Here is a 22,259-nt window from a genome sequence, read left to right as displayed (position 1 = left end):
TTCTTTTGTTGTTTCATGATTGTTGTTGATGTTACAGACTTTCGAAATTCGGGTTAAAGGCTTATGTAGGAGATAATACGGTTATTTTGCCCTTATTAAACGGCGTTCAGCACATTCCTGCCCTAAGCGAATCCTTCCCATTAACCCTTGGTGCTGTATGCTTTATCGAATCTACCGTCAATCTGGAAGGACAAGTTATCCAAACGAGTCAACGGCATGATATTGTCTTCGGAGAATGGGATGGAAAAACTACCGACCGCGAGAAAAACATACATGAGCTATTTAGCCAGGCTCGTTTTAAAACCGTTTTAAGCGATGACATTCAAACGGCCATGTGGAACAAATATGTATTTATAACAGGTTTAAGCGGCATAACCACCTTAATGAACTCCGCTATTGGACCTATTTTAGAAAGTCCTTATGGTCAGCAGCTTTTTCAGCAACTTTTTGAAGAAATCAACCAAATAGCCCAAGCAGAAGGCTTTGACGTGTTTTCCCCCGAAAAAAATATCAAGATCGCTACCGCCATGGGCCTCGGCATGAAAGCATCGATGCTAAGGGATATGGAAAAGGGGCTGCCGATCGAGGCAGATCACCTGCAAGGCCATCTTCTAGAGCTAGGATCTAAGCACGGTATCTCTACTCCTTTATTGAAGGTTATCTACAATCGGTTAAAGGTATATGAGCTTAACCGATAGCCGTTAATGCCCAAAGGTCCTTCGACAACAGGAGAAAGTCCGCTTATTTCAAGAAACTGGGTGAAAATGCTTAAAATAAAAGGAAAAAATCCGGCTATTTTCTTAAAACATACAAAAAACTCGTATTTTAAAAGAATTACCGGAGGAAATCCGCTTATTTCATCCATTTTCTATTCATTTTTTTAAATAACCGGAGATTCTCCCGTTATTGTCAATTGTAAATCCATCTATGGATTGCAACCCTCATTTCACCCTATAACCCCTTGCTTCTAATCTCCTCCAGCACGCCATCCCATAGAACACTGCGTACTCGAAGTGATTTTTCAGCCACACTGATAGCCTCCTGCATCTTCATCTCATCATCACCGCACAGATCGCTTAACAGTCTCTCTGCCAACGGTCCATGTTGATCGCCGTCGAGCTCAATATGCCTTCTCAAATAATACTCCAATCGATCATTTGAGGCCCCTTCCGCTTTAAGCGCGTCTAATAAAGATTGAAACATTTCTGGTATAAGATCTTCCCGACCATAGAAGAACGCGGCTGCCACCTCATGAGTTTTACCATTTGCGGCTAATTCCAAGTTGTACATGACGAAATTTTGAACCGTGAGCGGAATATTCTCCACTTGCAGGGCATCTTCATAAGGCACCCCATTCAAGACATCTTGAATAAATTGACGAACCGGCTTCGTATCCGCACCGGCCTCCTCCATGGCTTCTAGATAAAGCTGAAAATGGCTAGCAAAGCCTCCCCTTCCATCCTCATCAGATTCTTCGCCAAGAACGATCTCATTAATAAAACGACTGTAGGCAGGGTTTTCATAAGGCATCCACGGGACCGAAACCGATGTAACCGATTGCTGCAGCCTTTTTAAAAGGCTCATAAAGTCCCAGACGGCAAACACATGATGCTTCATGAAAATCTTTACTCTCTCCGCACTATTCATCTCTCTATAAAGCGGGTGAGACAATAATTCGCTTCTAATGGCATCAAACTTTGTAAACTCTGCTGTCTTCATGAGAACCCCCTCTTTTGCAAGTGTTCAAAAACCCTTCATTAGTCTAACTCTTTCATTATGTAAGTTCAATAAAGGCGCCCACTATCCTAGGAAACCTAACTTTTTTAGTATGAGCAGGCGTTATCTCCTTCACACGCAAATCAGTAAAAAACAAAAAGAGTCCAACATATCATCAGACTCTTCTTCTCTGGATTAAAGCTTGTACGCTTCCCAAGCTTCTTTGATTTTGTCGGGATCAAACCCGATAATCATTTCATCACCGATCTTAAATGTCGGCGTCATGTTTGCCCCCATTTGGATCAATTCATCAATATATTCCGGCTTTTCCCGGATATCCCGAACTTCCAAGGGAATCTGCTCTTCTTCCAGCCAAGCCTTGGCCGTAAAACAAGGGGGTCAGGTCGGCTGAGAGTACATGATGACTTTTTTATTATCAGACATGGTTTTCACTCCTCTTTAGCCAATTACTAACCCATGGGATTGATTTGAGAGATGAATTCCTTTGCCTTCTTCTGGACGAAGGCAAATACCTCGCGCTGCTCATCCGTCAAGGAACCATGCTCCTTCTCAAAGTCAGCCTCGAGAGTCTCAATATATTTTGGGAGCATCTCTCCTACAGAATTCAACATTTGTTGCAGCATGGATAAATCCATGTTTGTTCCCCCTTTAGAATAGTATGTAACTCACTATACTATACCATGTGCCGGATTCCAATTTCTATTCTTAAAGGGCGCACTCTTCTATTTCAAATCCCAAGTCTTCAATCATTCCCCAATCCGCTGTGGGTTCCTGACCCGCTGTTGTTAAATAGTCACCGACAAAAATCGAATTAGCCGCATATAGGCCCAGCACCTGTAATGAGCGCAGGTTCACCTCACGACCGCCTGAAATCCGAATTTCTTTCGTAGGATTAACAAACCTCATCATGGCCAATAGTTTAAGACATTTACGAGGATTTAGCTCTTGGCGGCCTTCCAAGGGAGTTCCGTCAATGGAGTTTAAGAAATTACAGGGAATGGAATCCGCCCCTACTTCTCTTAGGGCAAAAGCAATGCCAACTGCTTCTTCATCCGTTTCCCCCATCCCAAAGATCGCACCCGAGCAAGGGGAAATCCCGGCATCCCTAGCCTTCTCTACTGTATCCACTCGATCTTCATAGGTGTGGGTAGAGCATATATTCTCATAGTTTTCTTTGCTGGTATTCAAATTATGGTTGTAGCGATGAACCCCTGCATTCGCTAGCTTTGAAGCATGCTCTTCATTTAAAAAGCCTAAGCAACAGCAAATTTTCAGATCCGTAGTCGACCTAATCTCTTCTACTGCACTTACTACGTGATCAATTTCCTTATCAGTGGGGCGACGTCCTGAGGCAACAATGCAATAGGTACCTGCCTTACGTCGAATCGCTTCTTGAGCCCCTTCTACAATCTTCTCTTTCGTTAACCAAGCATACTTGTCAATGGGGGCTTCAGAAACGATGGATTGGGAGCAGTACCCGCAATCCTCTGGGCATAATCCTGATTTTGTATTGATAATCATGTTAAGTTTGACCTTTTTTCCATAATAGGCTTGGCGGATTACAAAAGCTGCCTGAAGGATATTGAGCAACTCCTCGTCAGGAGCTTGAAGAATCGAAAGCGCTTCTTCCTTGCTTAACTCTCTTCCATTTAATACATCACTCGCAAGCTGTCCCCACTCTTTTTTCTCTATCGTCTTTGACATGGTATTCATCCTCTCCTTTAGTTCACGATAATTTGTTAACCAAAATAATATATCTAGTTTACATTTACATTATAATATCATGACTTAAAGATTATGGCAATTTTTCCAAATGGATCTCAATACAAAAAAGCCCCATCTTGGATTACCTCCACTGATAGGGCTTTTCTTTGTTGTTACTCAGAAACTTGAAAACCAATTCTCTTGGCTGGCTCTGCTGGCATAAGATGGGCCTCAGGCTGCGGAACCACAGGGTGAGGCGTATGGGTTTCAATCTCCGGTTGGTTCGTATGAGTAATTTCGTCCGGAATATCGACTAGCGGTATTTCTGTTCTTTCATCCATATTCATAAACGTGCACCTCCTTCTTCTTAATTTGCCCTCCCCTCTGGTTTCTAAGCACAATTATTTTTAATGAAAATGGAAAATGTCGGGCATTAATACTATTAGTGTAAGAGTTAGAAAGGAGGGAACACATTGAATAAGTTTGCTATCCAATATACTCCAACTGGAGATTTACTCGATTCAGAAGGGTTTTTATCCTCTCCAGAATGGCTGGAAAAAGATTTAATGTTGTTTGAAAGCCAGGAAGATGCCGAAACCTATTTACACGAAGATTTATTTGGTTCCAATGGACAAGGACTAAGTCATGAGATCATCGAATACCATGGCTAGATTTTTAGTTAGTTAATTAAATAACTCCTAGATTTCGTGCCGTTTCGAATAGATTCTAGAGAACTGTAGAATTTTTGACACCCAAAAAAGCTTTAGTAAAAAAGGGCACCCCTAGTACTAAGGGTTGCCCTTTTATTATAAACCGAGGGTTACCCCCGATAAGCTGCATAGGCCAATAAAGCCCAGCCAATTAGAAAAGCTACACCGCCAAAGGGAGTAATTGCACCGAGAACTCTTATACCCGATAAGCTGAGTACATAGAGACTTCCAGAGAACAAGATTATTCCGACCAGTAACGCCCAACCAGACCAAGTAAGCATAGCCGTTGAAGCTAGTTTTCCGCCCAAGATACCTATGGAAATTAACCCCAGTGAGTGAAACATATGATACTGGACACCCGTCTGATACACCGTTAGCATATCTTCGGTTATTTTTCCCTTTAAACCGTGCGCTCCGAAAGCCCCTAGTGCAACCGTTAGAAAAGCATTAATAGCTCCTATTGCAACAAACGTGTTTAACATGAACAAATCCCTCCTGCTAAATACTCAACGTTCTTATGATAGCAGTTGCTTTTCAATTCCGCTACTTATTCCCGGTTCATACTGGGCAGAACGGTTCGAGTTCTAATGGGCAGGAAAGAATATCATCTGTATGGCAAAAAGGACTCCAAATACGTATAGGATCGGATGAACTTCCTTAAAAAACTTTTCCATCACTAAGCCCCTTTTTTTGGATTCAAAAACAGTCTTTACTATAATTAATAGGATTATGTGCATAGATAAGGGAACCTATTATCTGACTTGTTCAATTTAATCCTTTTATTATTGCTGATATAATGGTAATTAAATTAATAAAGGAATGATTAAATCTTATGCATAAAGATGAAATCTTAAAAGAAGCAGAGAATTTTGCCCGCAGGGAACTGGAGAAAGACAGCAGCGGACACGACTGGTGGCATATCTACCGAGTAACCCAGTCTGCCAAATCGATTGCGCTTGAAGAAGGCGCTGACTCCTTCATTTGTGAATTAGCGGCATTATTACATGATATTGCAGATGAAAAAATTACTGGGAACGAGCAAGCTGGCTTACTCAAGGTGAAGGAATGGCTTATTCGTCATGATGTAAAGGAGCACGATGCGGAGCACGTCATGGAGATCATCTCCTCTATGTCATTCAAGGGTGGAGGGAGACCCCCTATGCGCACTCTCGAAGGCATGGTTGTTCAGGATGCAGACAGGCTAGATGCGGTAGGTGCTGTAGGGATTGCACGCGTCTTTGCTTACAGTGGCGCTAAAGATCGCCTGATTCATGATCCCGGGAACGCTCCTCGCGAAAACATGACCGCAGAAGAATACCGACAAGGAAAAAGTACAGGAATAAACCATTTTTACGAAAAACTCTTGAAGCTGAAAGATATGATGAATACTTCCTATGCTAAAAAGTTAGCCGAGCAACGTCATGAATTCATGGTCAACTATTTAAATCAGTTTTATTTAGAATGGGAAGGCAAGGCCTAAAAAATTAGTTAGTTGGTTAACTTTCTCTAATGAATCACCAAGATAAGCCAATTTTCGGCCACAAAAAAGGGAGGTTCCTCTTCTGGAGGCCTCCCTCTCCTACCTATGAGCTCTTTTTTAAATGGTCTCCTACCGGAATCTTAGATGTAGTCCAAAGACTAATCGACGTGATAAGGAGCGAAACGATAAATACGACTTGAAAACTCTGGATAAGAGTAATACTGCCTTGTGCCAGGTTTAGGATCCCCCCCACTATGGCTACCCCAATCGTTGTTCCAATGTTTCTTGAGAAAAGCTGAATCGATGTAGAGATCCCCCGCTCCTTATATTCCACTGCTTCTTGCACCCCAATGGTAAATGCCGTCACGGAAATACCAAATCCTAATCCAAGAATAAACATGATGATCAGCAGAAAGGTATAATTCAACATAGGGACTAAAGCAGCAAGCAAGATTCCTCCTACTATCAAAAGTAGGATTCCGGTTACAATAACCCTCTTATACCCTAATTTTAAAATAAATTTCCCCGCTGGTACTGATCCAATATTCCATCCTAGCACTTGTCCCATGAGAATTAATCCACTTGCAAGAGGGGTGAAGCCTAGAATTTCTTGCGCAAATAAGGGGATAAAGAAGGGAACTACAAACAGCCCCATCGTAACGATCATCCCCGAAATATTTAACCACAAAATCAAGGGATTTTGAAACATCTCAATACGTATAAGCGGATGTGTTTTTGTCCTCTGGTGATTAACAAATAAAACAAATAATATGGCACTTATAATTACCAATCCAACAATTTCCCACCATGTTTCTCCTAAAGTTGCAAACAGTAGGGTCCCGATTGCAATACTAAGCAGGATGGCTCCTTCATAATCAATCGTCGTTTTTTCTACTTCACCTTGATCCTTAAAGGTGAGAAAACCAAGTATGGCTATAATTCCTACCGGGAGATTCAACCAGAATATCCAGCTCCAATGAAGGTTTTCGATAATCCAACCGCCTAGGACTGGCCCGGCAATCCCAGCGATGGCCCACATACTGCTAAAAAGCCCCTGGATTTTCCCCCGATTTTTCAGATCGTAAAGATCTCCTGCAATGGTCACGGTAAGCGGCAATACCCCACCGGCTCCCAATCCTTGTATCACTCGAAAAAGGACCAACTGCCACATGCTTGTAGACAGAGCGCAAAGAGCAGAGCCGATAAGAAACAACCCAAGAGCCACAAGGTAAACATTTTTCCTTCCGAAGCGATCAGCCAGCTTCCCGAAAATCGGCACAGTTATCGTACTGGAGAGCATATAGGCCGAAAACACCCAGCTGTACAGCTCCATATTATCCCCAAGTATCTTCTGAACCTCCGGCATAGCTGTGCTCATAATCATCTGGTCTAATGCAGCCAAAAGCATCCCTAAGGTTATGCTTGCAACAACAACCCATCTTTTCACGATTCCCCTTCTCTCTGCCCTTCGTTTAACATTCATTATAATTGAAATAACAATAGAACTAAAATAACTTTTGTGTTGAAATCAACTTACCCACAGCATACCGTAAGTTACTCACACGTTATCCACATAAAAATGTGGATATTTTGATTTCCGACCTTCCTCGACAATTTCCTTGGAAATACTGCAAACCTCAGCAGACTTTTGTCAATTTGGCTTTTTTCCTTATGTATGTTACCATAAGCCCCTAAAGGGGGGAATGAATTATGAGTGGACTGGGCATAATTGCCACGATCTTCGTTATTAATATCGTTTATGTCTCCTTATTTACGGTGAGACTTATTTTTGTAATGAAAGGTCAAAGAATGCTTGCTTCTTTTTTAAGCATGGTAGAGGTATTTGTTTATTTAATCGGATTAAATATTGTACTGGCCAATATCGATAAGCCCCTTAATCTAGCTGCTTACTGTATTGGTTGGGGGACAGGTGTTTACTTAGGAAGCAAGATTGAAGAATGGTTGGCTCTTGGTTATGTGACCATGCAGATTGTAGTAGATTCTTCGGAAACCAAGCTAGCCTCTATTTTACGGGCAAAAGGATATGGCGTAACCAGTTGGCTTGCGGAAGGAAAAGAAGGACACCGTTTAACAATGCTCGTATTAGCCAAGAGAAGCAATGAAAAAAAGCTTTTGAGTACTGTTGAAGAATTAGCACCAAAAGCTTTCCTAATTTCCTATGATCCAAGATATTTTAAGGGCGGGTTCTGGACCAAACGGTTAAGATAATCTAACCAAGCAATGGAGAATAGTGCTCTCCCTTTAGACGCTTGAGATAAGCCCTAATCTCGATATCTTCTTCGAATATGTTTACTCTGCGTTGCTGAGGCATCGGGAAACGTTTCATTAATGCACTCGATAGGGTAATGACCATCGGAATAACAATGGACAATGGAGTCCTAAAAAGGATCTGGCTATCCGTTCTCCAATCCTTCAGATTCACTATTCCGACTATCCCTACATTACCGATAGCTGGCAGTTCCTTCCCAATTCCTGCACCTGGACGAAGGGGACCCGTGAAAACAGAAAAACTTTCTACATAAGAAAAGGTTCCTAGGGCAGCATCGATAGCAATAATAAATTTTCCTTTTGGAACTTCCAGTATTTTTTCTTTAATATTCTTTGCATCTATAGGATCCTGTAAAGTTCCAAACACATTGGCATAACCATTGGTTTTAAGATAGGATCCAACCAAAGGTCCCAGGCAGTCCCCGCTAATTTGATTGGTTCCAATACAGAAAAACACAACATCGTCACGGCTTACATGAGGGGGAATAAGTTCAACTAAGGATCTTAAAACTTCCCCCTCTGATTTAATTACTGGTTTAGAGTTCGCTTGAGGCCATAGATACTTCTTTACAAATCCCAACAACTTGCTCGCTCCTGTCTCATTCCTGTCTTCTTCTTTATTGTACCAGGTTTTTTTTGTTTTTTGCACCTAACATCAAAGTGTCATCCTTTGTTCAAAGTTCAGTTGGAACAAAATACATGTACTTCCTTGCTTATTCCAGGAGATAATATGAAGGTTCCTTGATCTTATTTCTAAGGAAGGGCGGAATGCAGCATGTCAGAACAATTTGAACATCAAACATCCCTCCCCGAAGCTGTTCCTGACCATACTCCCGATCCTGATGCGATCCCAACTGAAGTCTGGGAATGCGAATCTACAGATTGTAAAGGCTGGATGAGAAAAAACTATTCATTAGAAACCACACCGGGTTGTCCTTTATGCGACTCGCCAATGAAATCTGGGACACGCATGATCCCCCAGCTCAAGAAAGTTTTAAGACGTAGAGGAATTAATTTTGCTAGAAAAATACGCCATTAAAATTGCCTTACTAAAGATCCAGGCCAAAAGAACCAAGATTGGCTTGGATCTTCTTATTTAACCTTCTTATTTAACTTAATGGATTCCATGAATTTTATTGAAAATTAGGAACGCTATAGGTAAAATAGAACTATTAAACGAATAAAGAAAGGCGGAGAAATAAAGGCAAACCTACTCGAAAGATAGGGACGCAAAGCCATGGGTCTAAAGCTCTACTTGAGCCACGATTGCCAGGTTGCCGATAAGCCAATGTTGGAAGTGTGCTAAACGGCTATTCTTTTTAAGAATAGTTTTTTATTTTTCCCAAATTTACAGAAAGAGCTGATTGATCATGACATACAACGGAAAAATCTCACAAATAGTAGAGACACTCTTCCAAGTTGTTCCCACCATCATCCCTTTCCCTGTCTCTTCAGGAACCCGTTAAACAGATTCCGCTTGTCCGCGAACCCGAATGGGGGGTTCTGATTGATGTTACTGGAGATATACGGGGCCGGCTACTAGTGAAAGGAACTTCTGAGACCTTTGGATTGCTTGGTCAAAATCTATTTGGTATGGCTTTAGAAGGTGAAATGCTAGAATCGTTCACTGGGGAATTTGGTAATATGATTGCTGGAAACTTATCCGCTCATATCTTTCAAAAGGGCTTCTCCATCGACATTACTCCACCAACGATTTTTTTTGGCTCGACTAGTTTCAACGAGTCTGAACCTGCTCTAAGTATTCCTGTCCAAATTGAACAAGTTGGAAACATGGATATAGCTTGGTTATTACATAAGTAAAAATAAATATGTTGAGGGCGAGGTAGGAAGCTTTGAAATTTATTTATAATATGCGCATCTCCCGGAAATTCCTGATAGTCTTTAGTGCCATTTGTATGATTTTGGGCAGTGTGGGCTACTTAGGGCTCTACCTGCTGTTTGAATCGAATTCCCATCTTCGCTCAATGTATCAGGAAAGATTTATACCCGTTATCCAGCTCATGGAAGTCAACAAGGCTCTCTCCGAAAATACCGTCATCTTAATGAATGCAAGTGCCATAAGACAGACTGCAGACAAACTGAATGCTGCCGTTGGGCAAAATCTTGAGAAAGCTAAACAAAATATCGAAGCCTTCAGCAAGCTGGAGTTAACAAAGGAAGAAAAAGATTTGTTCAGCAGCTTGCAAACCCTCATGGTTGCCTATGAAGCTAATACCCGACAATCTCTTCAAATGGCTATTGATGGAGACCAATCTGCCTTAGTAATGAAGCTAAATGGTGCCTCCACACAAAAGAAAGCCCTAGAAGATACCATTAATGCACTAGTAGAAATTCAAAGTAAAAAGTCTGGGGAATTGTATACTGCATCGGAACAACAATATGACCAGTCAAGAAATATAATTCTAGCCATGGTATTTGGCGGCATCTTGCTTTCCATTCTTTTTGGTACCATTCTTACCCGGATCATTGTCAGACCGATCAACCAAGTGAAAAATCGCCTACAGGAAATGTCTCGTTCCGGGGGAGACCTTACACAGCGAATCAAGGTCAATTCAAAGGATGAGGTCGGCCAATTAGCTCATGAATTTAATTCCATGCTAGATAGCATCCGCAACATCATTCAAGAGGTGCTTCACCGTTCAAAGCTTGTAACCTCCACCTCAAGCGAGCTGACCCAAAAAGCGGTTCAAACCAGCCAATCCAGTGAGCAAATTGCGATGGCCGTTAAGCAAATCGCAGCGGGAGCTGATACCCAAGTACAAAGCATCACAGAAACCTCTGTTTCAATGAACCAAATGTCAGCAGGTGTCCAACAGATCTCCGCTAACAGCCAGGAAGTAGCCGCTACAGCTAAGCATGCTACCCAAATCGCTCAAACAGGCAGGGAAACTATTGTCCATTCTATGGAAAAAATTGAAACCGTGACTACAACTGTGGTTCAATCGGCAGATATGATGAGAATTCTAGGCGAGCGTTCTCAATCCATAGGCAAAATTGTGGATGTCATTACAGGGATTGCAAGCCAAACGAACCTCCTCTCCCTTAATGCCGCCATCGAAGCGGCAAGAGCCGCCGAGCATGGGCGAGGGTTTGCCGTAGTGGCCAATGAGGTCCGCAAGCTCGCTTCAGAATCGGCTCAAGCCGCTCAGCAGATCTCGGAAATGATCAAAGAAATCCAAACGGAAACAGCCAAAGTAGCTGAATTTATGGTTAAGGGAACTACTGAAGTTCAACAAGGACTGACTGCAGCTAAAGAAGCCAGGGATTCTTTTGAACAGATCCATGAGGCTATAGAGGTAGTAACAAAACAGATCACAGAGGTTTCTGCCGCTACAGAGCAAATGGTTGCCGGCACCGAAGATGTACTTTACTCTATCCAAACAATAGTTAACGTGGCCGAATCAGCCACCGATGAAACAGGCCGAGTTCATGACTCAGCAGAAGAATCTCGACTACTTATGGAACAGATTGTGTCGTCGACTAACTCCATGACTGTAATTGCTCAAGATCTTCAAAAATTAGTTGGTCAATTTAAAGTATAATCATGATAACAGGAGTTTCTCCTGTTATCATGAAATTCAGCCTAAAATTGATCAAAATAATAGGAGAAACTCCCATTATCATGTAGACTCCTGAAAATTCAACCTATGGTTAACCGCTCCCTCACATAAAAAACCCCTTGACCAAACGGCCAAGGGCAAGTCGTGGAGGAGAAACTTTTCGAGTTAGGATTATTAGTATAGACAAGATTCAGGCGAGATATACTCCACCCCCATAAAATGGAAATCCTTAACGTAATGTATTTATGTAAATAAAAATAAAGGAGTGATTGCCAGTGCTTAGAGTGTTGCTTTTAGCCTTCACCATGCTGTTAAGTCCTTTATTTATTTTTGGATTTCATTCAGTGAATGCTGAAGACCAGCCTTTTGACGTTGTGGTGTATGGAAGCAATATAAAATTTGATGTTCAGCCCTTCATTGAAGATGGCCGTTCCCTAGCTCCTGTGAGACAAATAGCTGAATCCCTTGGTGCTTCTGTCGATTGGAAAGGGAATGAGAACCAAGTGATTTTAAAAAGAGCAGGTATGACTGTCACCATGAAAATTGGTCATGACGTGGCTCATGTAAATAATAATCCCGTTAAACTAGATGTTCCCCCTCAACTTGTCAACGGTCGCACCTTCCTCCCCATTCGTTTTATCGCTGAATCACTTCAAGAGCCAGTCTATTGGGATACTCATACGAAAACGGTATATATTGGACACAAGTAAGTTGAAACCCGTTCGCAGTTGGACTTATTGCAATCACATGAATGCCACCATATTCAGGGCTATTATTTTAGTCCGCCGCTTGCTCCTGGACTAGTTACGTCCTATTTTGACAAAGTATTTCAGGAGACGGCTGTCTCAAGAGGGCGGTAAACCCGTCCTTTTGATGACAGCCGCCTTACCCCAATCCTGCAGGTATCCAAGCCCTATCCTCTACTTCTTCATCAACAGCGTGACACTCTCGACATGAGAAGTCTGGGGGAACATATCCACCGGCTGTATCCAGCTCAGTTTATAATCTTTCCCTAAAATATCGCAATCCTTGGCTAGGGTAGATGGATTGCAAGAGACGTAGACAATTTTTTTCGGTTTTACTGCTAGCAAGGTTTTGAGTAATTGTTCATCACAGCCAGTGCGGGGAGGATCCACTACGACCACGTCAGGCTTAAGGCCTTGTTTGACCCATTGAGGCAAGAGCTGTTCTGCTTTACCCGCATAGAATTTCGCATTCCTTATCCCGCTTTGTTCAGCATTCCGTTTCGCATCCTCGACCGCTTCCGGAATAATCTCGATCCCTCTTACTTCCCCTGCATCGGGAGCCAGCCACAATCCAATCGTCCCGACTCCACAGTACGCATCAACGAGTAATTCCGTTCCCGTCAGACCGGCAGCTTCTTTCACAGCGGTATACAGCTTAACCGTTTGTTCAGGATTTAACTGGAAAAAGGCTCTTGGTGAAAGTGAAAATTTAACTTCTCCCAATCTCTCATCTATTGTAGCTTGTCCCCATAGCACCCTTGTCTTATCTCCAAAAATGAGAGAAGTCTTTTTATCATTGATGTTTTGCATAATGCTTTGGACAAAGGGCATCCGATGGCGAAGCTCTAAAATCAATTCCTTAACTTTCGGAATGTCATCCGTCATCGTGACAAGGGTTAATTGGGCATCCTCCGTTTGAAAGCCTACTCTGGCGACGACGGTACGAATAACCCCCGTTCTTTTCCGTTCATTGTAAACAGGAATACTGAGTTGCTCCAGCACTTCTCGAGTCGTTTGTACGATCTGATTAGTCAGAGGATGTTGAATGGGGCATTCCGAGATATCAATTAATTGATGCGTACCAGCGGCAAATAATCCGGTCACCACCTTACCGTTTGCTAATCCCACCTGCAATTGGGCTTTATTCCGATAGCTCCAGGGGTGCTCCATTCCAATGGTATTTCGAATTACAGGCTGCTGATCCACTTTAAAATAGCGGCTAAAAGCTTCCGTAACCATATCTTTTTTAGCTAAGAGCTGGCCTTCATAGCTGAGATGCTGAAGCTGACACCCGCCGCATTCCTTGTATACCGGGCAAGTCGGTTGCATCCGATGGGGGGACTTATCTTTCACCCTAATCAATTCCGCATAGGCTAGATTTTTTTCTACTTTCTTCACCTCAGCGACAGCGACCTCGCCTGGGAGAGCCCCCTCAATAAACACAACCTTTTTCTTGTAATAGCCAACGCCCTCACCATTGATGCCTAACCGCTTGATCGTAACCATGATGACTTGTCCTATTTTCATCGCATCATCTTGCTGTTTTGGCTTTGTTTTCATTCTTCAATCCCTCCCCTTTCAAAAAAAGAGCCAACAGCTAGCTGTTGGGAATAAGCTTATTTTCGAAATAGCCCTTTTACAACAAAGCTAATGTTGGCAGGTCTTTCAGCTAACCGTCTCATGAAATAGCCATACCAATCATTGCCATACGGTACATAAACTCTCATTTTATATCCTTGTTTCACTAATTCCAGTTGGGTAGCTGCCCGGATGCCGTAAAGCATCTGGAACTCAAACAGGTTTCTCGAATAACCGTGCTTCTTCACCAGTTCTTTGGTATACTCAATCATAGATTCATCATGCGTAGCAACCGCGGTGTACGAACCGCTTGCCAAGTGAATCGCGATGAGCCTCTTTAGATTCTCATCCACATCCTTTTTTTCGGGGAAAGCTACATATTCTGGCTCCTTATATGCCCCTTTAACTAACCGAAGATTCACATGCTCTTTCCCTAGCCGCCTAACGTCTTCTTCACTTTTATACAGATACGCCTGAATGACAGTACCTACGTTCTGATGCTTTTGGCGCAATTCTCTTAGAATCTCTAAGGTCATTTCGTTGTGGGCATAATCTTCCATATCTATTCTTACAAAATTACCATACTTCCCAGCCGCATCCAAGATCCTTTGCATATTCGCCATACATAACTCTCGGCTTATGTCTAGACCGAGCTGCGTCAACTTAAGCGATAAATTGCAATCCACTCCGGCATCGGCAATGGCATCTAGTGTCTTTATGCAATAATCGGCCGCTTCCTTTGCTTCATGCTCATGAAAGACGAATTCCCCAAGATGATCTAAGGTACAGCTTAGGCCTTGGCGATTTAACTCCCGGACTTTCATAATGGCCTCTTCGATGGTTTCTCCCGCAACAACCCGATGAGCCCCAAAGCGCAGTCCCCATTTTTTCGCAAACTTATTCAGCACTTGATTTTTAGATAAAGCTAAAAAAATATTCTTAAGCAACGCCTCCATGAGGGGACTCCTCCTTAACTAAATTGACCCATTATATCCTATTATTCCTTTCCTCCCCTTAATTTATTGTACGGAAACGGCGAACAAATGGTGCGGGCGGGAAACCTTGCTTCCTTCCTGTGTTTCCTTAACTTACTACGATCTTTTTCAACCCTTTTCTGATAAAATCATTACTAAGTAAAACGTATCGAACGGAGGAGTTATAGCCTATGTCCATGGCCGCGGATATCGCAACCCTTGAATTGATAGCGGCTGTCCATCAGGTTACGGAATTGGACCAATCGACATATGATAACCTTGTACATAGATTGCAAAAGCAGGTGGCTCATTTCGAATGGGTAGGCATTTACCTTTTAGATCACATGAATCACTATGATCTAAAAGCTTCGTCAGGAGAACAAATGCCTGAATCCATCGCTCGAAAAGCCATCTTACAGGTCCCTATTACAAGCTCATGTGAAGAGGTCCTAGGAAGGATAACCGTAACTAGCAGAACAGCCATTGCTTTTGACGAGTCTGATTATACCTCACTTGAGGCTCTTGCCTATGAAATTGGAAAAAAGCTAGAACATGCTAGAAAAAAGCTTGATTAGCAGGGCTTCTTGATATATTGCTAAAAAAATCACCAGTAACGATTGAGGGTTACTGGTGATTTTTTAAGAAGGATTTATGATATAATGCGAATTGAGGTGAATAAATGTGACCAGTTGGCAAAAAATCTCACTACTATTAGCTTTAATATCAGCCTCCTTCCTTTCCGGTATTGGCATTTTTATTGCCGAAGCCAGCTTAGCCGGCATACTCCTTTGCTTGTTTGGAGCGATTATGACTCCCGGGATTGGATTCATGCTCAAGAAACGGTTTATCGGAAAAAACTAATGTCCCTGATGATTTGAAGTAGTTATACTTTCTAATTTCGTAAAACAGCCTTAGCTCTCAAAGGACGCTAAGGCTGTTTGTCTATTAATCAACAATCAAGTAACCTACCATCGGCCCATTTTGCGCATGGTTCGAATGAGTGTGGCAGATAATTTCGAATGTCCCTTCCTTGTCGGCTACAAAGGACACTTCTGTTTCCCTGCCTTTTTTCACTTCGCCTTTCACACCCAACCCTTTTATCTCAAAAGGATGAAACGCACCTTGTACACCATAGAATTTCAAGGTCACATGGTCCCCTTTCTCAACAAAGATGACACCCGGGTCCCAACGGTATACTTCTATCACCTTGCCATCTTCCATTGTAGCCTTGTATTCTGTCGTTATTATAGTAAACTCTTTTTTAGTTTCGGCTGACCCTATTGTAGCCATAGTTTTCCCGTAATTTTCGACTAAATAATATCCGCCAATGAGTCCGCAAAGAATAATAGCCGCCCATATGATTCTTGAACGTCTAACAATTAAAATATGCTTCATTGGACATCCCCCCTTATTAACTAAGGTATGTCCACATCTCCTTTTTATGACTATCTGTTCAACGGTCCCTGTTTCCTATATACTTAAGGATATTTATGTTTGGAAACTTGCAGCGAAAATTTCACCTGCCCACAATTATTTACCAAAAGGATAATCTCTTGTCATGTAGAAATAGTCCACTATGATTCTAATTAATAAATAAACAAAAGGGGATCGTTATTCATGACAATGGAAGACATTCTGCACGTTAACAGCATTCCTGCTTTGGAGAATGAGTTGAAAAACATTCATAAGGATCAGTTTAATTCACTGGAAGATGACGAACTGATTTCCTTGCTCCTCAGAGAAATGCTTATACGTGTGCGTATTAAACAAATAGAGCAAATTCTACATAGTTAATCGCTTGGAAACATTCTAGCTAGCCAACGGCTTGCTTGGCCGGGAATATGGATTTCCTGCTCCCGCCACTTGATCCGGGCTATGGAATCATCCAATAGGATATCTTCACTCAATCCAGACTCAAGCATCTTACAAGCTAAATGAGTCTCAAGAACCCAGCAAACCGCTTTAAGAAAGGGATTAGATATCATCTCTGAGCCTTTGCCAGGGTTCTTTATTTTCTCCAGCCATTGATTTCTTTTCCAGTGCTCTCTTTTAGAAAGGGTATCCACTATCCATGGTGCTGTGCATTCTGGCGGAAGACTGGTCACAACCCTTTTCGGCTTGCCTTTATGGTAACGGGCTTTTTCCCGGTATTGCCAATGAAAAACAACCCGCCCTTCCATTCTGGAGGTTCCAAACTTCAATTTCCTCATAACAGAAGAAAAGGAAGGTCCGATTTTCTTCAATTGGCCCTCCAGCCAAAAGACTCCTTCATGATACCCCATTCCCCAAGCTTGCTTCTTCAAATCCTCCAATGCAAGAACCAAGTCGGACGGAAGCTTGGCCATCTTATGTTCCAATGTCCAAATCACCCGATAATCCCCTTGCCTTTCTTCAAAGTACTCTAGCTTATAATCCTCAAAAGAAAAACAGCTGGGCTCACCGCGCTCTTTCCGTACCTCCCAATCCCCGTTCGATAAGGCGGAAGAGGCTATGAAGGGAATCGATTCAATTTCCGCTTTCGCTATCCCTCTTTCCCCCTGGACAACCACAAATGTCTGATCAGGCCTCTGCTCTGCTCCGCAATCTAAAGGAAATCCTCCGCTCCCTGAGATGAGCATAGACACTCCCGGTGCAGCTTTATGCCATTCATTCCACTCGTGCTTCGGTGCCATTCTATCCACTAGCAAACTCGATAATTGTTGTAAAACGGTTCTCCAATAGGGCTTGAACATCGATTGCAAAAGGTGGGGGTCAAAGTCCCATTCGGCCTTCCCAATCAACTCAATAGCGGCATGGCTTTCCAAAAAAGAGGAGAATGGAGCTTCCGAATCGATCAGCTCATGGAAGAGAAGGATTTTGCCCATCTCTCCATAGTTCCATCCGCTCCATACTTTTCTTCCCATTGTTTCGCTCATGATTGTGGTAAATTCCAATTGATCCAAAAGGGAATTCCAAATATATAGCATCCCTAAACGTTTATCCGGCATAGTAGATCTTCCTTTTCACACATGTACCCTTATTATACAATGTGCAGGAAGAAAGACATCACTTTTTACTCTTCTGCCTAGGCCGAGGCTTAGGCTTGTCCGCCTGAGGCCTTTTGTCCACAATGTCTCCCATGAAAAGCTCTTTTCTCTCAATCTGCAGACGGAGCTCCTGGCTAAACTTCCTTAAGGTGCCCTCCTGATTTGCGGTAATAATGGAAATCACCATCCCAGCCGCCCCCATTCTTCCTGTCCTGCCTGAACGGTGAATATACTGCTGAACATCCTCCGGAAGGTCAAAGTGAATAACATGCGTCACAGCTTGAATATCCAGTCCTCGAGCAGCCAAGTCTGTTGTCAGCAGCAATGAATATTTTCCAGCGCGATAATTTCTCATTACTGCCTCCCGCTCCGTCTTATAAGCCTCGCCTTGCAGGACTCCGACGGAGACACCCTTATGGCTAAGCTTCGAAGCTAACTCTTCTAATTGAGCGGCATCTTTCACAAAGGCCATCGCTTTGACCTGGCCCATCTTCAAGACTCTTCGCAGGATATCCGCCTTATCGCGGCGCTCACAGACAAAATAAATATGATCAACCTTAGAAGCTGGCAGCTCATTTCGGGAAACTCGAATGACTTCAGGATCGTTCATCATGGCCTTTGCCGTATTTTCCGCCCGTTCCGATATTGTGGCCGAGAAAAATAACAGCTGTCGATCCCTTAAGGTTGCTTTTACAATATCCTGTACAGGATCCATCTGGTTGGAATCGAACATCTGGTCAGCCTCATCCACAACAATGGTTTTCACCTCGTGCATTTTGAGCTTTTTGGCTTGAATGAGCTCTTTTATCCGGCCAGGGGTCCCCACCGCAATCTGAGGATGCTTTTTCAGCTTCTCGATCTGGCGCTTCATGTCGGCTCCGCCAATCAAAGAGATGCTATTGATCTCAACTGCTTCTGTAAATTTTTGAATGACCTCATGGATCTGCATCACTAGCTCACGTGAGGGCGCTAACACCACGGCTTGGAGATTTTTTATTTCCGGGTTGATTCTGTCCAGAATAGGTATTAGATAAGCCAGTGTCTTTCCGGTTCCAGTCGGCGATTCTGCAATGACATCCTTTCCTTCGCTGATGAGCGGAAGGGTCCGTTCTTGCACGGCTGTAAGCTCAGCAAACCCTGATTTTTTCCATGCCTGTTGTAAAAATGGTTTCATTTCATCGATCCGGTTCATCTATTAGGCTCCCTTTATTTCGAATGGACTTGGTTTAATCGTTGTACAGAGTGTAGAACATGGTCAATTAGCGTGGCCATATCCTCAATTTGCTCTTCATTAATTTTCCGCCCAAAATCCACAATAATGTGATTTCTATAGCTTCGGCTTTCTTCCCCATAGATAAACGAAATCTCTTGTCTAATGGCGGGGCGATTCTGCCAAATTTCCCTCAGTATGCTTTCGATTTGAACACATTCCCGTTCCACGTCTTCGATCGTTTTTTGAAAGGCGATCTCCACATGACATCCAGCAAACCGTTCCTCTTTTTCTAAAATCTCAGCTGCTAAGTCCTCCATTTGGGCATAGAGCCTGATTTCTGCTGCCGCATCCCCTGCCGCTTCTTCCTTCTCTCGAAATTGAATCGCATAATAACGCGACATCGTGGATAGCTCTACCCTATCCGTGCGGTTGGTGACCAGAATAACACCGACATCATCCAAATCGTATACCGCCCCTTCTACAACCACTTTCAAGTTTTCATAGATTGTAGGATCAAACAATTGCTGGCCCCCCTTTCCAAAGAAAACTTGGCTAGCGCCAATTCCCTAACCTGACATCAATCCTCCGGGTCATTTCTGATAAAATACAATTTTATCAGAAATGAGGGTTTACCCCTTGATGTCAATTTAGGGAAAAGCTTACAAGTTTTCCTCGTGCTGTCCAAGTTAAGTAACAAAGTTATAAACTCTGACAGTGCAAAAGAAAACACCTCCATATTTAGTATGGAGGCATTTCTCACCTATTCATACACTAATCCTTTTTCTGCCCAAATTCAACCTTACTGGCCAGGATCAAATGAAGCGCATGAGACCACAGCAAAGGACAAGCGGGAGGGCCCCATTGTTCCAGCCATCTTTGATATTCTCCTGGTGCAAGCAAATGATGTTGAACCTGCTCAGGCAAGTGCATCCGCTCATCGAACTGGCTTTCTACCCACTCCAGGTATTCCAATGCTTTCACTTGATTTCCTAACTCTGCATAGTGCCACCCTAACCAACCCGACAGCAGCACCCATTGCCCCCCTCCGTAATAGACATCCTGTGGATATCGGTGGACGCCGCGGTTGTGAAGCAATTGTTGTTCAATCGCCTTCACCGTGTTCAGCATAACCGGATGATTACCCTTTACAACAGCATAAGGAACATGCATCCATAAAAGGGATGCATCGACTTCTTGGCTGCCTATGCTTTTGATAAACCGACCTCCATAGGTGCCTTGGGTGAGAAGAAACTCCTCGATTACAGGAAGTTCTATCTGGATGGCCTGCCTGACCGCCTCCTCTACCCAAGGACATATTGTTTTCAATCCGCCATAAATAGATCCTACTGTCGAAGGATGAACCCGGTCTCCGTACTCTTCCCAGCAATCAAAATTCGGCATCCTCCATAAGGGCAAGAGATATTCCGCTATGAGCGAAAGCGTCGATTTCACCTCTTCCGCAAACTCCTGATCTGACCGTTTCGATAAGTGTTCACTCATCCCCCATAGCCAGGTTCCATAACCGTCTAACTGATAGGTTCCCCACTCCCCATAGACCTCAAATCCATCTACCGTATAACGAGTATGAAGAAGCTGGTCTTGGTAAACTTCTCTTCCTTGTTTAGCCCTCTCGATAACAGCTGTGGCTTTTCCGCGGTAGTTTTCAATAGTTTGTGCAGCCCAGCGATAAAACCGTTCCGCCGCTTCGCGCTCCCCGGTACAATCCAAGCTGTAAGCAATGAATGTCCCATCTCTAAGCCAACTATATCGGTAATGTTCAAACGAAGGAGAAGCAACAAAGGCACCGCTTGGATGCTGATGCTCTAATATCACCTGTTTGCTCCGACTTACTAGCTCCATTGGACCTCCTTGAAATGGATTTTCTTTACTGTAGTTTATGTAGACCCTGAATTGAAAAGAAGAGGCTTGTGGTCCGTGACGTTTTGCGGATCTGCCTCTTCCTGGATTTAAGGCTTAAGGATAACCTTGATGCAGTCATCTTTTTTCTGGTCAAAAATGCCGTACCCATGCTCTGCTTCCGACAAAGGTAATCGGTGGGTAATAATATCCGTTGGATCAAATTCGTTACGCTTAATCATCTCGTAGAGGTCCGGAAGATAGTGAATCACAGGCGCTTGTCCCATCTTCAGCGTAATATTGCGGGCAAATAAATCCCCCAGCGGAAATGCGTTGTACCTTAACCCATACACACCAACCAGTTGGATAGTTCCCCCTTTTCTCACACATTGGCTGGCAATCAAGATAGCCCCCATCGAGCCGCCCTGAAGCTTAAGAGCGGTCTCTACGAGCTCCATAGCCGTCATTTTGCCATCCATGCCCACGCAATCAATGACGACATCAGCTCCCCCTTGCGTCATTTCCTTGAGGACACTTCCGGCATTGTGCTCTTTTGTAAAGTCAAATATCTCCACGTTATTGGTTCGCTTGGCATGCTCCAGACGGTATTGGATATAATCCACGGCAATGACTCGTTTTGCCCCTTTCATCCAAGCAAACTTTTGGGTCATCAGCCCTACCGGTCCACATCCGAGTACAATCACAGTATCTCCGGGCTTCACCCCCGCGTTGTCAACCCCCCAATAAGCCGTAGGGATAACATCAGAAAGGAATAACAGCTTCTCATCCTCCAGTTCACAATCCTTCGGAACGACAAAAGGCGTAAAATTAGCAAAGGGGACGCGGAGCAATTCCGCTTGTCCTCCAGGATAACCGCCGAACGTACCCGTATAGCCGAAAAAGGCCCCGACTTCCCCATTCTCATTGGAATTTGAACATTGGCTCTCCAGGTGGTTCTGGCAATAAAAGCATTGTCCGCAAGCTACTGTAAAGGGGACAACCACTCGATCCCCTTTCTTTACTTTCGTTACGCCGGGACCCACTTCCTCTACAATTCCCATCGGTTCATGGCCGATGATATAATCCTCCTGCAGATTTTCCACCATTCCATGAACCAAATGCAAATCGGAGCCACAGATAGACGTACTCGTTATCCGAACTAGAATATCATCTTCCTTTTCAATCTTCGCATCGGGTACGTCCTTTACTTTTACATCCTTGATTCCTTGGTAGGTTACAGCCTTCATCGTATCCACCTCGTATCAATAGGGTATAAGTAAAACTTTCCCTCAAATGGTCTTTTCATACTCAAATTTGGGTGTTTGCCCTATCTCCAAGCCGGGTATTTGCGGATAGACTATGAG

At 43.3% G+C, this 22,259-nt stretch carries 25 protein-coding genes, 2 pseudogenes and 1 riboswitch; of the genes and pseudogenes, 11 read left to right on the top strand and 16 right to left on the bottom strand.

All coding sequences use genetic code 11. The annotated features are described in order from the left end of the window. Positions 1 to 65 precede the first annotated feature (65 nt). Positions 66 to 698: pseudogene (locus ABLT31_RS16520) on the top strand (2-dehydropantoate 2-reductase); the annotation flags it as partial. A 253-nt stretch (positions 699 to 951) separates the two neighbouring features. On the opposite strand, the gene ABLT31_RS16515 reads toward ABLT31_RS16520, so the two are convergent. The 5 genes and pseudogenes from ABLT31_RS16515 to ABLT31_RS16495 form a co-directional block, all read right to left on the bottom strand. Continuing rightward, entirely contained in the window at positions 952 to 1,719 is a 768-nt protein-coding gene (locus ABLT31_RS16515) for a DUF3050 domain-containing protein (protein ID WP_367753519.1), read from the bottom strand. Positions 1,720 to 1,911: 192 nt separating this feature from the next. Next, positions 1,912 to 2,103, bottom strand: a pseudogene (locus tag ABLT31_RS16510) (glutaredoxin family protein); the annotation flags it as partial. Between the two features lie 83 nt (positions 2,104 to 2,186). After that, positions 2,187 to 2,372 carry a hypothetical protein gene (locus ABLT31_RS16505; protein ID WP_367753517.1) on the bottom strand — a complete coding sequence of 62 codons (186 nt, stop codon included), beginning with the start codon at positions 2,370 to 2,372 and terminating at the stop codon, positions 2,187 to 2,189. Between the two features lie 70 nt (positions 2,373 to 2,442). Next, positions 2,443 to 3,441 carry a biotin synthase BioB gene (gene bioB, locus ABLT31_RS16500; RefSeq protein ID WP_367753515.1) on the bottom strand — a complete coding sequence of 333 codons (999 nt, stop codon included), beginning with the start codon at positions 3,439 to 3,441 and terminating at the stop codon, positions 2,443 to 2,445. A 173-nt stretch (positions 3,442 to 3,614) separates the two neighbouring features. Continuing rightward, positions 3,615 to 3,788: a hypothetical protein gene (locus tag ABLT31_RS16495; protein ID WP_367753513.1), complete on the bottom strand. Its 174-nt coding sequence runs from the start codon at positions 3,786 to 3,788 to the stop codon at positions 3,615 to 3,617. A gap of 126 nt (positions 3,789 to 3,914) precedes the next feature. Here ABLT31_RS16495 and ABLT31_RS16490 point away from each other — a divergent pair, with 126 nt between their 5' ends. Continuing rightward, positions 3,915 to 4,112 carry a hypothetical protein gene (locus tag ABLT31_RS16490; protein ID WP_367753511.1) on the top strand — a complete coding sequence of 66 codons (198 nt, stop codon included), beginning with the start codon at positions 3,915 to 3,917 and terminating at the stop codon, positions 4,110 to 4,112. A gap of 149 nt (positions 4,113 to 4,261) precedes the next feature. On the opposite strand, the gene ABLT31_RS16485 is transcribed toward ABLT31_RS16490, so the two are convergent. Next, positions 4,262 to 4,633, bottom strand: coding sequence for a DUF423 domain-containing protein (locus ABLT31_RS16485; protein ID WP_367753509.1), 372 nt, complete (start codon positions 4,631 to 4,633; stop codon positions 4,262 to 4,264). Positions 4,634 to 4,983: 350 nt separating this feature from the next. On the opposite strand from ABLT31_RS16485, the gene ABLT31_RS16480 reads away from it, so the two are divergent. Further along, on the top strand, positions 4,984 to 5,631 hold the full coding sequence (locus ABLT31_RS16480; RefSeq protein ID WP_367753507.1) for an HD domain-containing protein: 648 nt from the start codon (positions 4,984 to 4,986) through the stop codon (positions 5,629 to 5,631). Between the two features lie 103 nt (positions 5,632 to 5,734). Here the strand turns inward: ABLT31_RS16480 and ABLT31_RS16475 are convergent, their stop codons facing one another. Next, positions 5,735 to 7,078, bottom strand: a complete 1,344-nt coding sequence (locus ABLT31_RS16475; protein ID WP_367753505.1) for an MDR family MFS transporter — start codon at positions 7,076 to 7,078, stop codon at positions 5,735 to 5,737. A 263-nt stretch (positions 7,079 to 7,341) separates the two neighbouring features. Between ABLT31_RS16475 and ABLT31_RS16470 the strand changes: the two genes are divergently transcribed. Beyond that, positions 7,342 to 7,860: a DUF2179 domain-containing protein gene (locus ABLT31_RS16470; protein ID WP_367753503.1), complete on the top strand. Its 519-nt coding sequence runs from the start codon at positions 7,342 to 7,344 to the stop codon at positions 7,858 to 7,860. Position 7,861: 1 nt separating this feature from the next. Here the strand turns inward: ABLT31_RS16470 and yyaC are convergent, their stop codons facing one another. Next, complete coding sequence (gene yyaC, locus ABLT31_RS16465; RefSeq protein ID WP_367753501.1) at positions 7,862 to 8,569, bottom strand: spore protease YyaC; 708 nt, start codon at positions 8,567 to 8,569, stop codon at positions 7,862 to 7,864. A 126-nt stretch (positions 8,570 to 8,695) separates the two neighbouring features. On the opposite strand from yyaC, the gene ABLT31_RS16460 reads away from it, so the two are divergent. The 4 genes from ABLT31_RS16460 to ABLT31_RS16445 all read left to right on the top strand — a co-directional run bounded on the left by ABLT31_RS16460 (position 8,696) and on the right by ABLT31_RS16445 (position 12,211). Beyond that, complete coding sequence (locus tag ABLT31_RS16460; protein WP_462976501.1) at positions 8,696 to 8,959, top strand: cold-inducible protein YdjO-related protein; 264 nt, start codon at positions 8,696 to 8,698, stop codon at positions 8,957 to 8,959. Positions 8,960 to 9,113: 154 nt separating this feature from the next. Then, positions 9,114 to 9,202, top strand: a riboswitch (cyclic di-GMP riboswitch). Positions 9,203 to 9,339: 137 nt separating this feature from the next. Continuing rightward, positions 9,340 to 9,741 carry a chemotaxis protein CheX gene (locus ABLT31_RS16455; protein WP_367753499.1) on the top strand — a complete coding sequence of 134 codons (402 nt, stop codon included), beginning with the start codon at positions 9,340 to 9,342 and terminating at the stop codon, positions 9,739 to 9,741. Positions 9,742 to 9,773: 32 nt separating this feature from the next. Further along, positions 9,774 to 11,483, top strand: coding sequence for a methyl-accepting chemotaxis protein (locus ABLT31_RS16450; protein WP_367753496.1), 1,710 nt, complete (start codon positions 9,774 to 9,776; stop codon positions 11,481 to 11,483). A 293-nt stretch (positions 11,484 to 11,776) separates the two neighbouring features. Then, entirely contained in the window at positions 11,777 to 12,211 is a 435-nt protein-coding gene (locus tag ABLT31_RS16445; protein WP_367753494.1) for a copper amine oxidase N-terminal domain-containing protein, read from the top strand. 210 nt (positions 12,212 to 12,421) lie between these two features. Here the strand turns inward: ABLT31_RS16445 and rlmD are convergent, their stop codons facing one another. Continuing rightward, positions 12,422 to 13,807 carry a 23S rRNA (uracil(1939)-C(5))-methyltransferase RlmD gene (rlmD, locus tag ABLT31_RS16440; RefSeq protein ID WP_367753492.1) on the bottom strand — a complete coding sequence of 462 codons (1,386 nt, stop codon included), beginning with the start codon at positions 13,805 to 13,807 and terminating at the stop codon, positions 12,422 to 12,424. A gap of 56 nt (positions 13,808 to 13,863) precedes the next feature. Then, positions 13,864 to 14,781, bottom strand: a complete 918-nt coding sequence (locus ABLT31_RS16435; RefSeq protein ID WP_367753490.1) for a proline dehydrogenase family protein — start codon at positions 14,779 to 14,781, stop codon at positions 13,864 to 13,866. 209 nt (positions 14,782 to 14,990) lie between these two features. Between ABLT31_RS16435 and ABLT31_RS16430 the strand changes: the two genes are divergently transcribed. Together ABLT31_RS16430 and ABLT31_RS16425 are read left to right on the top strand one after the other, a co-directional pair. Next, positions 14,991 to 15,374 carry a hypothetical protein gene (locus ABLT31_RS16430; RefSeq protein WP_367753488.1) on the top strand — a complete coding sequence of 128 codons (384 nt, stop codon included), beginning with the start codon at positions 14,991 to 14,993 and terminating at the stop codon, positions 15,372 to 15,374. A 106-nt stretch (positions 15,375 to 15,480) separates the two neighbouring features. Then, positions 15,481 to 15,660 (top strand): DUF5325 family protein, encoded by a 180-nt coding sequence (locus ABLT31_RS16425; RefSeq protein WP_367753486.1) that lies wholly within the window; start codon positions 15,481 to 15,483, stop codon positions 15,658 to 15,660. An 84-nt stretch (positions 15,661 to 15,744) separates the two neighbouring features. Here the strand turns inward: ABLT31_RS16425 and ABLT31_RS16420 are convergent, their stop codons facing one another. Continuing rightward, the gene (locus ABLT31_RS16420) at positions 15,745 to 16,194 is read right to left on the bottom strand and encodes a cupredoxin domain-containing protein (protein WP_367753483.1); all 450 of its coding nucleotides are present in this window, start codon (positions 16,192 to 16,194) and stop codon (positions 15,745 to 15,747) included. Between the two features lie 222 nt (positions 16,195 to 16,416). Between ABLT31_RS16420 and ABLT31_RS16415 the strand changes: the two genes are divergently transcribed. Beyond that, complete coding sequence (locus ABLT31_RS16415; protein WP_367753481.1) at positions 16,417 to 16,593, top strand: hypothetical protein; 177 nt, start codon at positions 16,417 to 16,419, stop codon at positions 16,591 to 16,593. Here the strand turns inward: ABLT31_RS16415 and ABLT31_RS16410 are convergent. The 5 genes from ABLT31_RS16410 to ABLT31_RS16390 all read right to left on the bottom strand — a co-directional run bounded on the left by ABLT31_RS16410 (position 16,590) and on the right by ABLT31_RS16390 (position 22,142). Next, the gene (locus ABLT31_RS16410) at positions 16,590 to 17,786 is read right to left on the bottom strand and encodes a hypothetical protein (protein WP_367753479.1); all 1,197 of its coding nucleotides are present in this window, start codon (positions 17,784 to 17,786) and stop codon (positions 16,590 to 16,592) included. The genes ABLT31_RS16415 and ABLT31_RS16410 overlap by 4 nt on opposite strands. A 58-nt stretch (positions 17,787 to 17,844) precedes the next feature. Continuing rightward, entirely contained in the window at positions 17,845 to 19,017 is a 1,173-nt protein-coding gene (locus tag ABLT31_RS16405; protein WP_367753477.1) for a DEAD/DEAH box helicase, read from the bottom strand. 14 nt (positions 19,018 to 19,031) lie between these two features. Then, complete coding sequence (locus tag ABLT31_RS16400) at positions 19,032 to 19,559, bottom strand: hypothetical protein (RefSeq protein WP_367753475.1); 528 nt, start codon at positions 19,557 to 19,559, stop codon at positions 19,032 to 19,034. Between the two features lie 250 nt (positions 19,560 to 19,809). Beyond that, positions 19,810 to 20,898 carry a glycoside hydrolase family 15 protein gene (locus ABLT31_RS16395; RefSeq protein WP_367753473.1) on the bottom strand — a complete coding sequence of 363 codons (1,089 nt, stop codon included), beginning with the start codon at positions 20,896 to 20,898 and terminating at the stop codon, positions 19,810 to 19,812. Between the two features lie 107 nt (positions 20,899 to 21,005). Beyond that, positions 21,006 to 22,142 carry a zinc-dependent alcohol dehydrogenase gene (locus tag ABLT31_RS16390; protein ID WP_367753471.1) on the bottom strand — a complete coding sequence of 379 codons (1,137 nt, stop codon included), beginning with the start codon at positions 22,140 to 22,142 and terminating at the stop codon, positions 21,006 to 21,008. Between the last annotated feature and the right edge of the window lie 117 nt (positions 22,143 to 22,259).

The sequence above is a fragment of the Ammoniphilus soli genome (assembly GCF_040813775.1).
This window is presented reverse-complemented; position numbering and strand designations above follow the sequence as displayed.

Bases quoted from the DNA above. Each gene is read 5' to 3' on its own strand.
- ABLT31_RS16420 (WP_367753483.1), bottom strand. From the start codon at position 16,194: ATGAAGCATATTTTAATTGTTAGACGTTCAAGAATCATATGGGCGGCT.
- ABLT31_RS16460 (WP_462976501.1), top strand. From the start codon at position 8,696: ATGTCAGAACAATTTGAACATCAAACATCCCTCCCCGAAGCTGTTCCT.
- ABLT31_RS16390 (WP_367753471.1), bottom strand. From the start codon at position 22,142: ATGAAGGCTGTAACCTACCAAGGAATCAAGGATGTAAAAGTAAAGGAC.
- ABLT31_RS16395 (WP_367753473.1), bottom strand. From the start codon at position 20,898: ATGGAGCTAGTAAGTCGGAGCAAACAGGTGATATTAGAGCATCAGCAT.
- ABLT31_RS16505 (WP_367753517.1), bottom strand. From the start codon at position 2,372: ATGGATTTATCCATGCTGCAACAAATGTTGAATTCTGTAGGAGAGATG.
- ABLT31_RS16405 (WP_367753477.1), bottom strand. From the start codon at position 19,017: ATGAACCGGATCGATGAAATGAAACCATTTTTACAACAGGCATGGAAA.
- ABLT31_RS16435 (WP_367753490.1), bottom strand. From the start codon at position 14,781: ATGGAGGCGTTGCTTAAGAATATTTTTTTAGCTTTATCTAAAAATCAA.
- ABLT31_RS16515 (WP_367753519.1), bottom strand. From the start codon at position 1,719: ATGAAGACAGCAGAGTTTACAAAGTTTGATGCCATTAGAAGCGAATTA.
- ABLT31_RS16410 (WP_367753479.1), bottom strand. From the start codon at position 17,786: ATGCCGGATAAACGTTTAGGGATGCTATATATTTGGAATTCCCTTTTG.
- rlmD (WP_367753492.1), bottom strand. From the start codon at position 13,807: ATGAAAACAAAGCCAAAACAGCAAGATGATGCGATGAAAATAGGACAA.
- ABLT31_RS16485 (WP_367753509.1), bottom strand. From the start codon at position 4,633: ATGTTAAACACGTTTGTTGCAATAGGAGCTATTAATGCTTTTCTAACG.
- ABLT31_RS16480 (WP_367753507.1), top strand. From the start codon at position 4,984: ATGCATAAAGATGAAATCTTAAAAGAAGCAGAGAATTTTGCCCGCAGG.
- ABLT31_RS16415 (WP_367753481.1), top strand. From the start codon at position 16,417: ATGACAATGGAAGACATTCTGCACGTTAACAGCATTCCTGCTTTGGAG.
- bioB (WP_367753515.1), bottom strand. From the start codon at position 3,441: ATGTCAAAGACGATAGAGAAAAAAGAGTGGGGACAGCTTGCGAGTGAT.
- ABLT31_RS16470 (WP_367753503.1), top strand. From the start codon at position 7,342: ATGAGTGGACTGGGCATAATTGCCACGATCTTCGTTATTAATATCGTT.
- ABLT31_RS16430 (WP_367753488.1), top strand. From the start codon at position 14,991: ATGTCCATGGCCGCGGATATCGCAACCCTTGAATTGATAGCGGCTGTC.
- ABLT31_RS16495 (WP_367753513.1), bottom strand. From the start codon at position 3,788: ATGAATATGGATGAAAGAACAGAAATACCGCTAGTCGATATTCCGGAC.